16 protein-coding genes are annotated in these 16,052 nt (G+C 39.7%); 6 read left to right on the plus strand and 10 right to left on the minus strand.

From position 1 onward, the window contains the following. Positions 1–2: 2 nt before the first annotated feature. Entirely contained in the window at positions 3–1,199 is a 1,197-nt protein-coding gene (locus QSE00_RS08225) for an MFS transporter (RefSeq protein WP_286105582.1), read from the minus strand. Between the two features lie 69 nt (positions 1,200–1,268). After that, positions 1,269–3,476 (minus strand): bifunctional alpha,alpha-trehalose-phosphate synthase (UDP-forming)/trehalose-phosphatase, encoded by a 2,208-nt coding sequence (locus tag QSE00_RS08230; RefSeq protein WP_286105583.1) that lies wholly within the window; start codon positions 3,474–3,476, stop codon positions 1,269–1,271. Positions 3,477–3,579: 103 nt separating this feature from the next. Between QSE00_RS08230 and QSE00_RS08235 the strand changes: the two genes are divergently transcribed. After that, positions 3,580–5,391 carry a glycoside hydrolase family 15 protein gene (locus QSE00_RS08235; protein WP_286105584.1) on the plus strand — a complete coding sequence of 604 codons (1,812 nt, stop codon included), beginning with the start codon at positions 3,580–3,582 and terminating at the stop codon, positions 5,389–5,391. Positions 5,392–5,454: 63 nt separating this feature from the next. Here QSE00_RS08235 and QSE00_RS08240 read toward each other — a convergent pair whose 3' ends face one another. From QSE00_RS08240 to QSE00_RS08250, 3 genes are read right to left on the minus strand one after another with little or no spacing between them, the layout of a single operon-like run. Beyond that, positions 5,455–6,219: a TIGR02757 family protein gene (locus QSE00_RS08240; protein WP_286105585.1), complete on the minus strand. Its 765-nt coding sequence runs from the start codon at positions 6,217–6,219 to the stop codon at positions 5,455–5,457. Beyond that, positions 6,216–6,779, minus strand: coding sequence for a CPBP family intramembrane glutamic endopeptidase (locus QSE00_RS08245; RefSeq protein WP_286105586.1), 564 nt, complete (start codon positions 6,777–6,779; stop codon positions 6,216–6,218). Before QSE00_RS08245 ends, QSE00_RS08240 begins: the two co-directional genes overlap by 4 nt. Next, positions 6,776–7,438: an ABC transporter ATP-binding protein gene (locus QSE00_RS08250; protein WP_286105587.1), complete on the minus strand. Its 663-nt coding sequence runs from the start codon at positions 7,436–7,438 to the stop codon at positions 6,776–6,778. The genes QSE00_RS08245 and QSE00_RS08250 overlap by 4 nt, the downstream gene beginning before the upstream one ends. 208 nt (positions 7,439–7,646) lie before the next feature. Here QSE00_RS08250 and folE point away from each other — a divergent pair, with 208 nt between their 5' ends. The 5 genes from folE to QSE00_RS08275 all read left to right on the plus strand — a co-directional run bounded on the left by folE (position 7,647) and on the right by QSE00_RS08275 (position 11,341). Beyond that, positions 7,647–8,246, plus strand: coding sequence for a GTP cyclohydrolase I FolE (folE, locus tag QSE00_RS08255; RefSeq protein WP_110355334.1), 600 nt, complete (start codon positions 7,647–7,649; stop codon positions 8,244–8,246). Between the two features lie 63 nt (positions 8,247–8,309). After that, on the plus strand, positions 8,310–8,612 hold the full coding sequence (locus QSE00_RS08260; protein WP_286105620.1) for a hypothetical protein: 303 nt from the start codon (positions 8,310–8,312) through the stop codon (positions 8,610–8,612). Between the two features lie 117 nt (positions 8,613–8,729). Beyond that, positions 8,730–9,950: a sulfite oxidase gene (locus QSE00_RS08265; protein WP_286105589.1), complete on the plus strand. Its 1,221-nt coding sequence runs from the start codon at positions 8,730–8,732 to the stop codon at positions 9,948–9,950. Beyond that, positions 9,951–10,433, plus strand: coding sequence for a monoheme cytochrome C (locus tag QSE00_RS08270; RefSeq protein WP_110355331.1), 483 nt, complete (start codon positions 9,951–9,953; stop codon positions 10,431–10,433). It begins immediately after the preceding gene. 32 nt (positions 10,434–10,465) lie between these two features. After that, positions 10,466–11,341: a sterol desaturase family protein gene (locus QSE00_RS08275; protein ID WP_110355330.1), complete on the plus strand. Its 876-nt coding sequence runs from the start codon at positions 10,466–10,468 to the stop codon at positions 11,339–11,341. Between the two features lie 68 nt (positions 11,342–11,409). Here QSE00_RS08275 and QSE00_RS08280 read toward each other — a convergent pair whose 3' ends face one another. The 5 genes from QSE00_RS08280 to QSE00_RS08300 form a co-directional block, all read right to left on the minus strand. Beyond that, on the minus strand, positions 11,410–13,686 hold the full coding sequence (locus QSE00_RS08280) for a TonB-dependent receptor (protein ID WP_286105590.1): 2,277 nt from the start codon (positions 13,684–13,686) through the stop codon (positions 11,410–11,412). A 233-nt stretch (positions 13,687–13,919) separates the two neighbouring features. Continuing rightward, a complete protein-coding gene (locus QSE00_RS08285) occupies positions 13,920–14,252 on the minus strand; it encodes a hypothetical protein (protein WP_110355328.1) in 333 nt (110 codons plus the stop codon). Positions 14,253–14,442: 190 nt separating this feature from the next. Continuing rightward, positions 14,443–14,763 carry a DUF6787 family protein gene (locus tag QSE00_RS08290; RefSeq protein ID WP_110355327.1) on the minus strand — a complete coding sequence of 107 codons (321 nt, stop codon included), beginning with the start codon at positions 14,761–14,763 and terminating at the stop codon, positions 14,443–14,445. A 30-nt stretch (positions 14,764–14,793) separates the two neighbouring features. Further along, entirely contained in the window at positions 14,794–15,249 is a 456-nt protein-coding gene (locus QSE00_RS08295; RefSeq protein WP_110355326.1) for a DUF6146 family protein, read from the minus strand. 165 nt (positions 15,250–15,414) lie between these two features. Further along, positions 15,415–16,047, minus strand: coding sequence for a DUF937 domain-containing protein (locus QSE00_RS08300; protein WP_110355325.1), 633 nt, complete (start codon positions 16,045–16,047; stop codon positions 15,415–15,417). Positions 16,048–16,052 lie beyond the last annotated feature (5 nt).

The raw sequence follows: 16,052 nt of genomic DNA on the forward strand, positions 1-16,052 counted from the left end.
AATTATTTGTTAAGACCTCCCTTAAACATTGCCGATAAACCAATTATTGGACCAATCGTCAAGAAGGTAAAAATAAAGCGCGTATCTACAACATCCAACAAGAAAGTTAGCAATTGTATGCTAATTATACTAATGGAGAAACCAATGCAGTTTACCAGGGTTAGTGCCGTACCCTTTAACTCCATAGGGACTGTGGAAGCTACTAAAGTAGAGAATTGTGGTGAATCTGAGGTTACAAATATTCCCCAAAGACAAAATACGACTAGAAATAGGGGAGTGGGCAAGAGAAAAAATAAAGGGGAGGCAAAACACAGGAGTCCAGATAGCAATAACGAGCCCATGGCTACCTTTCCACTGCCCCATTTAAGTGCCATATGTCCGCCAATGGCACAGGAAATACCGCCCAGTCCAATAATTACAAAGGTCCATAAAGAAATTGGAAGATCTTTATAATGAATGGAATTGTACGTTTTAATAGCATACGGAATAAAGGCCCAAAAGGCATAAAGTTCCCACATATGGCCAAAATAACCGTAGGCAGCTTTTTTAAAGGCAGGTATTCCAAAGAGCCTAATTCCCATTCTTAATTTCAATATCCTGTAAGGCTTTCTGTAAGGGCCGTCAGGTACCAAAAAGAACATGGACAAACCTCCCAAAATAGCTAATAATGAGGTTGTTTTAATTACAACCGTATAATCTTCACCCAACTCCAAACCTTGTAGCAAATAGGGAAATGAAGTACCTAAGACCAGTGCCCCAACCAAATACCCCAAGGCCTTTCCCAACCCCTGTTCATAGTAATCTGCCGCTATCTTCATCCCCACAGGGTAAATACCGGCTAGAAAAAAACCGGTACCCAATCTGGCAACAAAATGTGTTGTATTGGAGATGTCCTGGAGCAGTAACATCATATTACAGAGGGCCGCCAAAAAGGAGCTGAACAAAAAGACTTTGGAAGGGGAATGGCGATCCGATATCATTAAAATCGCAAACACCAAGGTACCCAAAATAAAGCCTATTTGAACCGAAGACAGCACATAACCAATAATTTGGATTCCCAATCCCGTTTTTAATATCAGATCATCCAAAACAGCATTCCCCGCAAACCACAAAGAGGTGCACGCAAACTGCGAAATAATAATGACGGGCAATATATACCCCCCTAACTTCAATTTAGTACTGTATTTCACAATGGACATGCACTAGCAAATATGATCAAAGAACAGCGGTAATAACCAACCGCTGTTTACAGGAAATGCTCCCTGTTCCTAGCGGATAAAATGCTCCAGTAATCCTCGGACATTTTTAATACTGTCTACGTAGTACCTGGCTTGAGTTTTTTGTCGCCCCACTTTTACGGTAATGGCGCTTTCCGGCAATTCCTGAAACATAAATTCATCGGTCCAATCATCGCCTATGGCAAATACGAAATCATATTCCTTTTGGGAGAATACCCGCATGGCCGCCCTACCTTTGTTCACATTGCTGCTCTTTATTTCTATGACCTTATTTCCGTTTAAAATACTCAAATCGTCATTGGCTATTAAACTTGTAAGGACCGTATTGAGTTCAGTGGCGCGTTTCTGCCCAAAGTCTGGATCGGTCTTACGGTAGTGCCAGGCCAAAGAATAATTTTTCTCCTCGATAAAACTACCTGGGGTCCTATCCACAAAGGATTCCAGTACTGGATTAATTTTTTCCATCCAATCTTTTTTAACATTTTCCAACATTCTGAAGGCTTCCCCTTTTTCGGAAATCCACACTCCATGTTCCACGATCATATTGTACTTCTTGGGCAAAAACCATTTGGTAAAAGTATCCTTATCACGGCCACTGATTAAATAGACATCCGTGTTTTCCAATGCGGACATACGATCTAGTAAATCATATAATGCCTCATCGGGATTCGCCTTTTGTGGATCGCCCTGAAATCCTGCCAAAGTGCCGTCATAATCCAAGAACATTAATCTTTTTTTTGCGTTCCCAAAATCCTTTACTATCCCCTTCAAAATGTCATTGGACAACCTGCGCGACTTATAGGAATGGTCTATCAGTTTCTGGTTTTGCAAAGAGGTCATGAAATCATTGGCCCATTTTTCTACGTTATATCTTTCCAATCTTTTTTGCAGAATGGCATTTCTGGCCTGTTGCTCTTCTACCGGCATATTGATAGCCTCATATAATGTATCCGCAATTTCCTCAAAATTATTCGGGTTTATTAAAAGGGCTTCGTTCATCTCATTGGCGGAACCGGCCATTTCACTCAAGATTAGGACCCCAGTTTTATCTGTTCTTGTAGCAATATATTCTTTGGCAACAAGGTTCATCCCGTCCCTTATTGGTGTTAGCCAGGCAATATCACTGGAGGTATAAAGATCAATCAGGTTCTCAAAAGGCATGGAGCGGTAAAAATACCATATAGGAGTCCAACTTACCGTGGAAAATTCACCATTGATCCTCCCTACCAATTCGTCTATTTCCTTTTTCAATAATTGATATTGTGGAACATGGGATCTCGATGGCACCGCTAAGACAATAAGTCGCACCTTTTCTTTGTACTGCGGGTATTTGGTTAAAAAGTATTCAAAGGCATTAAGCCTTTTTGCTATCCCTTTGGAATAATCCAATCTGTCTATAGATAAAAAGAACTTGGCTTCGGGGTCCGATTCTTTGTGCATATCCAGCCTGCGCTGTAATTCGGATCGCTGACCTGTCTTGTTTTCATCATGCTTTTTTGCGGCATCACTAAATTTTTTATAATCAATTCCCATGGGAAAAGAATCTACTTTAATGACCCGATCTTCCAAATAGATATCATTAAAACTAACATCAAGTCCCAATAACCTCCGTACAGAACTTAAAAAATGACGTTCGTAATCATAGGTATGAAAACCGATCAGATCAGATCCCAAAAGCCCCATTAAAACTTCCTTACGCCAGGGCAAGGTTCTAAATATCTCATAGGAAGGAAAGGGAATATGCAAAAAGAAACCAATGGAAATATTAGGGCGCTTTTCCCTAACCATTTGAGGCACCAGCATTAACTGATAGTCGTGTACCCAAATAGTATCGTTGTCCCCCGCTTCTTTCAAAATAGCATCCGCAAATTTTTGATTAACGGATTTATAAGTATCCCAACTTTCAAGCTCAAACTCTGAATATTCCAAAAAATAATGAAAGAGCGGCCATATGGTACGGTTGCTGAATCCATAATAAAAACCATCCACTTCCTCGGAAGTTAGATTTACCTTGGATGATCCGTGCTTGGCCAATGCCTTGTCTATTTCCGGGGCAAGTCCGTCCGGAATCTCCTCATCCGTTAATCCGCTCCATCCGATCCATAAGCTATCACCTCCCGAATGAACAGATTTCATACCAGTAGCCAAACCGCCTACACTTGGTATTGCAGTGATGTTTCCATTGTCGATTTGTAATTGTACGGGCAGTCTATTTGAGATTATGATAGTTTTGGCCATAATTTGACATTTTTAAGTGTTATTCGTATTTAATTTCCCTAAATTTCGGTAAAATGATGTGTAAAACCTACTAATTAAGGTTATTTAAAGAACAAAATGGAATATGGATAATTTAGACTATGGAATTATAGGAAATTGTAGAAGTGCTGCTTTGATTTCTAAGAAAGGCTCATTGGATTGGTGTTGTTTGCCAGAATTTGATTCCTCCTCCATATTTGCAAAAATTCTTGACGATAAAATAGGCGGTAGTTTTGAAATCTTAGTGGATGACAACTATACCATTCATCAAAAGTACATTCCTTTGACGGCTATTTTGGTCACAACCTTTTCCGATGGTAAGAATAGTTTTGAAGTTCAGGATTTTATGCCTCGATATTACAAGCAAAATGGGGATTACAATGCACCACCGGAAATTATACGATATATAAAGCTTATTTCGGGCAGGCCGGTGTTCAGGGTATTGTACAATCCTAAATTGGAATATGCCATGGGGAAAACCAATACCTATGTGAAAAAAAACTTCATTGCCAGTTTGACCCATGAGGTGAAGTTCGACACTTTTTTTCTTTACACTTCCTTTGATAAGGAAAGTGTTATGTACCAACGGGATATTGTGCTGCAAGGCGATGGCTATTTTCTGTTGGGATACAATGAAAAGATATTGGAACCAAGCCTGGACAGGGTATATTTAGAATTGGAGCGCACCAAAGTCTATTGGTTAAATTGGTCCAGCAAGACCCCTACCTATAAGAAGTACGATGCTGAGATAAAAAGAAGTGCCCTAACTTTAAAGATGTTGAGCTATGACAAGTCGGGGGCCGTACTGGCCGCCGCTACCACCTCACTTCCGGAAACCATAGGTGAGGTTAGAAATTGGGACTATCGCTTTTGTTGGATCAGGGATGCCTCTATGGTAATAAAGGTTGTAGGCCAATTGGGTCATAAGAATATAGCAAAACGGTATTTGCAATTTATCATTGACCTCATTCCCGACAAGGATGAGAAGTTGCAAATTATGTATGGCATCAACAAGGAAAAAATATTAACGGAAGAAACCTTGGACCATTTAAAAGGTTACATGGGCTCCAAACCGGTAAGAATAGGAAATGCGGCCTACAAGCAGCGACAGAATGATATATACGGTATCCTAATGGATGTTATATATACGCAATTGGAAAAATTTAATACGGAAATAGAGAATGGGGAAGAGCTTTGGGGAATTACAAAGGGAATCGTATGGATCGTTAATAAGCATTGGCAGGAAGCCGATAAAGGGATATGGGAATTTCGTACCGAGGATAGGCATTTTACGTTTTCAAAAGTGCTCTGTTGGACGGCTATTGACAGGGCCATTAAAGTGGCCGAACTATTTGGGAAACATAGAAAGTTGGATAAATGGCGAACTTTGGAAAAGGAAATTAGAGAGGATATTCATAGCCACGCTTGGAATGAAGAAAAACAGGCATTTACCCAATCTTATGGTTCACCGCATTTGGATGCCTCTGTCTTACTGATGGAATCCTACGGATTTATAGACCCCAAAGACCCAAAATATGTGAGTACGGTACTGGCCATTGAAAAAGAGCTGTGCAATGATGGACTACTGTATCGATATAAAAATGAAGATGATTTTGGACTGCCCTCCTCATCCTTCACCATTTGTACCTTTTGGTTTATAAATAGTCTATTTAAAATAGGTCACGAACAAAAGGCCATGAAACACTTTGATCAATTACTGAGCTACAGCAACCATTTAGGTCTGTTCAGTGAGGATATAGATTTTAAGACTAAAAGGTTATTGGGCAACTTTCCGCAGGCCTATTCGCATTTGGCACTAATTGAATGTGCTATGAACTTTTCCAAAAAACACAGTGAAATGGAAATATTGGAGTCGCTTACTGATCACGATAATTAATACAAGGGTCCAATACCTGCAAAAGGCAAACCCGGCACCTGGTCAGAAAAAGAAGACTACCCCTTAAAAATTTTCAAACACCCCCAAGCCAAATAAAGCGAAATCATACTTTACAGGGTCATGGGGGTCCATTTTTCTGAGGTTCGCATCTAATTCTGCCAAGGCCCTACCGTCGTTCTGTTTGCGCTGGATGAGACCCAGTTTACGGGCAACATTACCGGTATGAACATCCAAAGGGCATGAGAGTTGGGAAGGTTTAATTTTATTCCATATACCAAAATCCACTCCACTGCTATTATTTCGTACCATCCACCTTAAGAACATGTTGATTCGTTTAGCGGCAGATCCCTTTTGGGGATCGGACACATGTTTTGTGGTTCTGGGCAAGTGGTCCAGTTCAAAGAAAGTGGTCTTGAACTGCGAGATCGACATTTGCAGTGTGGTTACATCCCCTTTTAAGGCGAATGTATTTTCCAATCCCCCACGATTTGTATAAATATTGTTTAAACTACGGATGAAATATGCAAGATCCTCCCCATTAAAGGTCCGATGAACAAACCCTTTAAATTTGTCCAAATCCGCCACTTGGTGGTTCATAATAAAGTCGAAAGGGGAATTATCCATCAATTCCATCATTCGTTCCGAATTGTTAATGATGCTTTTTCTATTGCCCCAGGCAATGGTGGCGGTTAAAAACCCACTGATCTCAATATCCTCCTTTTTTGTAAATCTATGCGGAATCCGGAGGGGGTCTGTGGATAAAAAATCCGGGCGATTGTATTGTTCTACCTTGGTATCCAAAAATTCTTTTAGTTCTTCCTGCGTCATTCCAAAGGGAGATTTAAAAATTTATAAAGAAGCATGGGCGTAATTAGCACACCATTATACATGGCATGCAGACAGATAGACCACTGTAGCCCCATTTTAACCCGAACATAGCCCAAAAATACACCTAAGATCAATTGAGGTGCCACTAATAATGGTGCAATATAATATACTTGCCGAGACATTTCAAAATTGGTCAAATGCACGGCCGCAAATAATAAAACCGATGCATATATCCCAAATTTGAAATACTTCGTATTCCTGAACCAAATCAACGGACCCCTAAAAAGCGTTTCCTCAACAATAGGGGCAAGAATTACAGCCACAAAAAACAACGAAATAACGGAATATTTGGCTAGAAATGTTTCAATGGCATGCTCGCCAAGATCAATTTTCAATAGCCCCATCAACCATTGATTAAACATGCCTATAGTGACACCTATTACAATACCCCATTGCAGAAGGGCCAAAACAATTTTTAACTTTAACGAATTGGAGGTATGGTCCAAGCGAATATATGCAGGCGCTTTTATAAAATTCCAGACCCTGACCAATATTTTCATAGGGTAATGGCACCGTCTACCATGGTCAGCTTTCTGTCGGCCATATTGGCAAGTTCTTCATTATGGGTTACAATGACAAAAGTTTGCCCAAAGGCATCCCTCAGATCGAAGAACAATTTATGAAGATTATCGGCACTTTCAGAATCCAAATTGCCACTGGGTTCATCCGCAAAAATAACCGAAGGGCTATTCACCAAGGCCCTTGCCACCGCTACCCGCTGTTGTTCCCCCCCAGAAAGTTCATTGGGCTTGTGCTGCAACCTGTGGGAAAGTCCCAAGAACTCCAAAAGTTCTGCAGCCCGTGTTTCCACTTTTTCCTTTTTTGTTCCTTTAATAAAAGCGGGGATACAAACATTTTCCAAGGCTGTAAATTCCGGTAACAACTGATGAAATTGAAAAATAAAACCAATATGGCTATTTCGGAATTTGGCCATAGCCTTATCCGATAATTTAGTTACGTCCTCATCATTGATCAAAAGGGTACTGTCTTTCTTATTGCTTAGGGTATCCAAAGTGCCCAGTATTTGTAAAAGAGTGGTCTTTCCGGCTCCAGAGGGACCTACAATAGACACCACTTCTCCCTTTTTTATGTGCAAATCCACCCCCTTGAGCACCTGTAGGTTACCGTAAAATTTATTGATATTTGTAGCCTTTATCATGTTTCTAAATTATGGGTTGAAAGTAAACATTAAGAAGAAGAATACAAAATACTTATTCTCTAGTTGGCCTTTTATTATACACATTTATAACAGCTGATTATAGCAGAAACAATGCCAATAAATTCTAATTGGATATTCTTTTTATAATAATAAGGTAATGATTATATTGTGGGAGCTACAAAATGATAAATTATAGGACAAGCCTTTTATGAGACAATATAGAAATTTGGAAGAATACAATCTGGAAATTACCGATGAGGTCAGATCCAGATACTCGTCTATTATCAATGAAATAGGGGAGGACCTGAACAGGGACGGACTCATAAAAACTCCCGAGAGAGCCGCAAAGGCCATGCTTTTTTTAACCCAAGGCTATAAGCAGGATGCTGTAGAAATCCTGAAAGGTGCCATGTTTAAGGAATCTTACGATGAAATGGTCATCATTAAGGATATTGAAGTGTATTCTTTGTGCGAGCACCATATGCTGCCCTTTTTTGGCAAGGCCCATATAGCATATATTCCCAACGGCCATATAGTTGGCCTTAGCAAAATACCGAGGGTAGTAGATGTTTTTGCAAGAAGATTACAAGTACAGGAACGATTGACCAATGATATCCTGGAATGCCTTAACAATACTTTAAAGCCACAAGGTGTTGCCGTGGTCATAGAAGCCTCGCATATGTGTATGATGATGCGGGGAGTACAAAAACAAAATTCGGTAACCACCACCTCGGGTTTTAGGGGGCAATTTGAGAAAATAGAAACAAGGAACGAATTCTTGAAATTAATAAGTTCAAAATTATCTTAAATCGCTTGTTCAATACTTTGGCACTTTATTTGCTTTAAAGCAGCTGTAAATCAATATGTAAAAATAACTACATTGAAAGACCATAAATTAAGAAATCTATTATTGGGATTGCTTTTTGACGGAATAGGAATGCTTTCCTTCGTTATTCCCGGTATCGGCGAATTTTCTGATGTTATCTGGGCTCCCTTGGCCGGCTGGCTAATGACCAGATTATACAAGGGCAAGATTGGACGGACTGCAGGGGCAATAACCTTTATTGAAGAAATATTACCTGGTTTGGACATTGTTCCCACCTTTACCATCATGTGGCTTTATACTTATGTATTTAAGTCCTTTAGAAAAGAAAAAATTATTTCGGCCAAGTAAATTGGCATTCATTTTTTTTAGAACCAAACAAATCCATATAAAATTATTAAGTAACCAATGTTACCCCAATTTTCCGATAACTTTCTTAGATTTATCTGGTATTTTAATATCAAGTAAATGAAAAGAAGAAATTTTGTCAAAAAAACCAGCTTAGGTTCTTTGGCAGGAATCCTGGGATTGGATATTGTTTATGGTGCTAAAATTCCTGAAAATTATACACTTTTGGGGCTTCAGGATCCTGATCCATTTCAAATGTTCAACAAAGATAAGGAAATGGTGGTCCTGAACAGCAAACCATGGAACATGGAAGCAGTGGCCCATTTATTGGACGACAGGGTAACACCAAACAAATATATGTTTATCCGAAACAATGGACTGGTTCCTGAAAACATCAATGTACAGGAGTGGACCATAACATTTGATGGTGAATCCGTAATGGAGTCGAAAACTTTCACCTTGGAAGAGCTAAAAACAAAATTTCCCCACCATACCTATCAACTTACCGTAGAATGTGGCGGCAATGGTAGGAGCGAATTCGATCCACCCGCCAAGGGAAACCAATGGACCATTGGGGCCGTAGGTTGTGCCAACTGGACAGGGGTTCGCCTAAAAGATGTCCTTAAAGAGGTTGGAATCAAGGACAATGCCGTGTACATTGGCTATCATGCTGCAGACCAACACTTAAGTAGGGACCCAAACAAAGAGCCTATTTCCAGAGGGGTTCCTATTGCCAAGGCTATGATGGACGAAACCTTGTTGGCCTTTAAAATGAACGGAGAGGATATTCCTTTGGTACACGGGTATCCCTTGCGTTTGGTATGTGGTGGATGGCCGGCATCTACTTCCGGAAAATGGGTAAATAGGATCAGTGTGCGCAACATAGTCCATGATGGGGAAAAAATGACAGGAACCTCTTATAAGGTGCCCTGTAACCCTGTTGCTCCTGGAGAAAAGGTCAAGGATGAGGATATGTGCATTATAGAATCCATGCCAGTGAAATCCTTGATTACCTATCCTAAATCGGGAGCCATGATTCCTATGGGAAAGAAGCTTAATATTAGAGGCCATGCCTGGGCAGGGGAATTGGAAGTTTCCAAAGTATCCTATTCTATCGACTTCGGCGCTACCTGGTCCGAATGCTCCTTGGAAAAACCAGCAAACCGATTGGCTTGGCAACATTTTAAGGCAAGTATAAGTTTTCCTAAATCCGGTTATTACGAGGTATGGGCACGGGCTACGGATTCAAGGGGGGTAAGTCAGCCCATGTTATTGCCCGGATGGAACCCCAAAGGATACCTTAACAATGCATGCCATAGGATTGCGGTAAAAGTAAGTTAAATGAACAAACAGGATAATTTTAGAAAGCAGGTAAAGTCCATTTATAGCGTTTTAGTGGTTTCTTTCGTCATGGTTGTACTCATAGGGATATTGGGGATTACCTATATGTTGGACCCATCTGCCTTTTCTTTTAAAGGCGATACACCCAATTCTGAAGTAATTGGAACAAGCACCGAGGATGAAGATTGGGATAAGATTGAAAACGGTATCCACCTGAGGACAGGATTAAAAGAAGGAGAGGGTTTAATGACAGTGGTAAATAATTGTACCAATTGTCATTCCGCCCAATTGGTCATACAGAATAGAATGAACGAAGAGCGATGGACGGAGACCATTCGCTGGATGCAAAAAACCCAAAATTTATGGGATTTAGGGGCCAATGAAAAGGTCATTATTAATTATTTGGTCACCAACTACCCTCCCAAGAGCAAGGGTAGGAGAGAGGCATTGACCGATGTGCAATGGTACCCATTAAATGAGTAACGGAATAAGTTATTGCGATAAGTATAAAGGTCTTGGAAAAATATTTTGAAGCATTCATCAACACCATTATAGGAACAGCGAATTGGACCTGGAAATCCATAATATTCGACGTTCCTTGGTATACCAATTATTTTTGGGGGCTTATAATTATTTCCCTTGTGGTTTGGTTGCTGGAAATTTTGTTTCCATGGCGTAAGGATCAATCCATTTTCCGTAAGGATTTTTGGTTGGACGGTTTTTATATGTTTTTTAATTTTTTCCTTTTCGCCATTGCCATAAGTGGATTTTACAAGATATTGGGTCTTCTTTTTAGCGATTTGGGCATACAACAAAGTAGCCTTGCCCTTTTGGATATGTCCCATTTTCCCAATTGGCTTCAATTATTGATCTTTTTTATAATATTGGATTTTGTCCAGTGGTTTACCCATATTTTGCTCCATAAGTATCCATTTTTATGGAAATTCCATCAAATACACCACAGTGTAAAGGAGATGGGATTTGCGGCACACCTACGTTATCATTGGATGGAAAATGTGTTCTACAAACCCTTAAAGACCTTTGGGGTCATGATCTTGGGCGGCTTTGAACCCGAACATGCCTATATAGTCCATTTTTTTGCGATAGCCATTGGCCATTTCAATCATGCCAACATAAAAATTACCTGGGGTTGGCTAAAATATATTTTAAACAATCCGGTAATGCACCTATACCATCACGCGCACGATTTACCAGATGGGAAATACGGTGTTAATTTTGGAATCAGCCTTAGTCTATGGGATTATATTTTTAAAACCAACTATATCCCCGAAGACAGTGGTAACATTGAATTGGGCTTTGAAGGGGATGAAAAAATTCCAAATTCTTTTTGGAAACAAATAACCTACGGTTTAAAAAGAATCAAGCCGTAGGTATTTCTTATTATTGGAATGGGTGTTACACCAAAATTAGTTTAAAGGCCCCTCATGGGTACACCTTTTTACAATAGTATGTTAAGTCCTACAACAACAGATCTTCCCATATTCAAAATTTCATCACTTTTTAAACGGGATAAATGGGCAATGTATTTTTTATCCAATAAGTTGTTGGCACTAAGAGTAATATTCATGCTTTTTTTCAAAAATTGAATGTCCCCTCCCAAACCGGCATTTAATAGGGAATATCCAGGAGTAACGGTTTCAAAAGTACTTACTTTTCCATGTTTAAAGGTGGTGTTCAAGGAAACGAACGCATTGGACCTAAGCCACCATCCCTTAGCATTATTAAACTCTACCCTAAACGTATTGGTCAACTTATTGGCGGGGATCAAAGGTAAGGCTTCACTAGTCTGTAATTCACCGAACACCGTTTGGTAACTACTTTCTATGTGCAACCAATCGTACGGGTGGGGGTGCAAATGAAATCCAATTTCCCCTCCATAAAGAATGGCATCCTGTTGTAGATAGTTGAAAACAGGGGTTTCATCCATTAAAGTTCCACTGGGCGCTATATAGATATAATCCTTTATACTATTGTGAAAACCATTCAGAAAAAACTCGTAATGTTCATTTTGAAATTCCAATGCCAGATCAATTTGTAGGTTTTGCTCGTTCTTCAGGTCGCTGTTTCCAATTTCGAACCTATTGGTCCCCTCATGGGTACCATAGGAAGTGAGTTCGGCCAAATTGGGCGCCCGGAACCCTGTAGCCACATTGATTCTAGCAGTGAGTTGTTCGGAAATATTGTTTTTGTATCCAAAAGCACCATTAAAGCTATTAAAGTTGCGTTTTAAAGGGGCTATATAATCTTCTGCACCGCTTATACCATAGGCCTTTCCGTCTATTTGCCTGTGGTCATAGCGCAATCCCACCTGAAAATCGTTGTTTTGATCGAGGTGAAAATGGGTGGTCCCTAAAAATCCTATATCTTGTGTAGTGGCATCGGGAATTAAAATCTCTTCCCCAAAATTCTCATTGGTCTGATAAATTCCTTGTACGCCAACAACAGTTTCAAATTTTCCCGATTTAGGGAGATGGTACTGCAGATTATAATTAAAGGTATTGAGCTTCATGTCCAAGGCAGCCCCCTCTTCACCTTCTTCTTCATGCTCTTCGTGCTCCTCGTGGCCTTCTTCCTCTTCCTCATGGTGATGGTCTTCAAACTCCTTACGATTATTTCCTATGTAGCCCAAGGTGATATCCAAATTGGAGTTGTTAAAGAATAATTTGGAGTTGGAGCTCAATATATGGTTGTCCAATTTTTGATATGGTAAATCGGGTGTTCTGGAAGTGGTTTGCAAGCCCACCTCTTCAGGTATCCCCAAATTGGATCGGTTGTAATTATACCTAATCTCACTTTTAAAGGAGGTTGCCTGATAACCCAAGCCGGCCTTTAGATCTTTCTCATTAAATCTGGAATTGGTAACCCTATTGCCATCTCCACCCAAATAATCCACATGGTTATTGGTTGCCAAGCGTAGAAGATATTTAAATCTATCCCCTGAAGCTCTAATGCCGGCCCCACTACTTATACCTTGGGTGTTGGTATTGTAGTTGAAATTTATATCTCCCTCGGTACTATTGGGAACTGCAAATTTTTCCGGGTTCAGATAAAGCACTCCCCCCATTGCATCAGACCCATATAGTAGGGAAGCAGGCCCCTTGATTACCTCAACACTTTCTATGCCGGCTTCATTTACTCCCAAACCATGTTCTGCCCCAAATTGCTGGTTTTCTAAGCGAATACCCTGGGTATACACCAAAACACGATTGGAAGTAAGCCCTCTAATTACGGGTTTCCCTATTCCCACACCTGTTGAAACCACATCCACCCCGGGTATGGCCCCTATACCTTCCACCAGAGTAGGGGCACCTTGGCTCTTGAGTGTTGCCAATTTGGCGAATTCTACCTTCATAACATTTTCACGTTGTAATTTATGGAATGGGGTAGATACAATAACTTCTTCCATTTCAATGGCACTTGGAACCAATGAAATGTCCAAGGTATTGCTCCCTTTTTCAATGGTAATATTGTCTGAAAAAGTTAGAAAACCTATATAGGAAGCCACTATTTTATAGGTTCCCGTTGGTAAGGATCCAATTTTATATTCCCCATCATTATTGGTTACACCACCCTTTTCCATTTGTGGAAAATAGATGGTAACCTGTTCCAGACCTTCTTGGTTCTCTGTATTAATTATTTTTCCGGAGAGGGTATTTTGGGAGTTTGCTGTTATATATGTCAAAATGCAGAGCATTGACAGGATTATATTTCTCATTTATTTTTTTTATAGGTAATGGCGAGAATTAGCTAGAGGTAATTCGCGTCCAAAAAATTGTTTAAAACTGTTTGGTGTAATTATAAGTAAGACCTTTTATCTCAAATACCCCAAATGTAGTTCATATAACTAGGCGTGCCTGCAACATAGAGTTTTGGCCGCCTTATATTACTATAGGGTTTCACAGGCATAATGTTAGCGTGCGCACGATTATACAAGTCCGGTAAAAAGTATTATAGGGCCGATGGAGGTCCCCTTCTGGAGAAATGGAGTTTTTGATACTTACTTAAAAAATTATAGAAGTTTATAATTTTTTCTGTTTTAGGTACTATTGTAAATGTAGCAAACTCCTGTTGCGTAAGGGTATACAAATGTGTAAGATTGAATTTATGGTAATCACAATCCAATTCTACTTCATGTATATGCAGTTTACCTTTTTCCTTGCAGACAAAGGTGTGGTGCTCAAAGATGGCATGTTTTAATTTTAAAATGGAAGGAAGGGTTATTAAACCGACCAAGAGGACGGCAATAATTGAAAAGGTTATATTTCTCAAATGAATCTTCACTCTTCAAATCTAGTGGTATCCCAACAAAATGATTGTTAATAAAAATATAATTTATGACTTTGCTACTGTCGTTGGTGGTTGGCTTATTGAAAAAAAGTATATGCAACCAAACCAATATTTATCAAGGATATTTAGATTCCTGCCGTTTCTGTAGCATACCAATGGTGATTTATATGCTATGTTATATTTTTCACTTAAGTATGAAGCCCAAGCCCATACGATTTAACATCTTTTTTTCAAATTCCCAAAAGAATTTGAACTGACCGAACAACCACCCGTAGATAACCAATAGAAATTGATAGATGGGAAAAATCAACAATATTCTAAAAATCAAATAAATAAGGCCTCCCCATAGGAAATCGGGGGAAAAGTTTTCCCGATTCAATCCGATCCAATTTAGAAACGGCTTAGCTGCATACACTGCTGATGAACCAGTAATGGAGAATACTATAAATATGATTGCAAGCTGCATATTGGAACTTACGCCCCAACGTTGTTTTAATTTCTTCATACTATAAAAAATCGTTACAAAGATAACTTTTTATACACGGGGAACAAATGGCCCCAATCGTTGATTGTATTTGCGTTGAAAATAAATAAAGTAGTTGTACAATTTATAATTCACCTCGTACCCATAATCTATATTCGGGTCGTAATCGATGCGGAGCTCATAAAGATTGGGACTATATCTAAATGGCTGCATTACCCTTTGATTCCATTCCTGAACCATGATCCTATTCCTGTTTTCCAGATAGGACTGGGAATAAAACCCTTTAGGCTTGGCAATACTCTGAAGCCATAGATCAAAGCCTGGCTCAATTATAATAATTTCGTATTCCGTTTTCTCGTCCCTAATGGTTATGGTATCTCCTTCCGTTTGGGAAAAAGCGGCCTTTTCTGCCTCTGTAACCGAAATTGCTTGCTTGGTACTGGAGCAATTGGCCAAAAACAAAAGAAACATCACAGTAACCGCAATGGTAAAAATAGTCTTTTTCATCGCTTATATTATTTCAAAAGTCATTAATATTATACGTATCAGCAATGGTCTACCGGGTTTATAACCTAAAATTCAATTGCCAACATATCTTATATTTCCTACTTATAAGATACAAAAAAAGCCATTTATGTTACAAATGGCTTTCCTTATATTATGTTAAAACTCTTATTTACCAAAAAGTCCGCCTAGCAGGCCTCCCAACCCACCTTTCTTTTTACCGGTTCCCATGACCATCCCAGCAACATCGTCCAGTACACTGCCATCTCCATCCGCATCCAATAAAGTAGTAATCAAGCTCTGGTTCTGTTCAGGTTGGCCACCAAGCATACTTCCCAATAAGCTATTTAGTCCATTGGCGTCGTTTACATTGCTCTGTGCTTTTTGTTTACCCAAGTAGGCCATTACCAATGGCGCGGCAATTTTAAGGATTTGGGCCACCGATCCTGCATCCAGTCCGGATTTCTGACTTAAGGCATTCTCAACATTGGCTTGTTTTCCACCAAAAACGTGACTTAATATACCAGCTCCATCATTAATAACGGATTCATCAACCCCTCCACCGAACAATCCTCCAAGATTATCCAACAATCCACCATCGTGTTTGGAAGAAAGTGCATTCATTAGACCTTCGGCCCCTTGTGGGGAAGAAACATTCTTCTTCATGGCACCTAATAAAAGTGGCATCGCCATGCTCAGGACATCTGCTGTTTTGTTTTCGGGTTGTCCAGTCTGACCTGCAACTCCGCTAATTAATTGTTTGCCCATTGGGCTACTTAAAAGATCCAATAATCCTGACATTTTTA

Origin of the sequence: Arenibacter flavimaris (genome assembly GCF_030291335.1) — a bacterium.
In the GTDB taxonomy this organism is placed as follows: Bacteria; Bacteroidota; Bacteroidia; order Flavobacteriales; family Flavobacteriaceae; genus Arenibacter.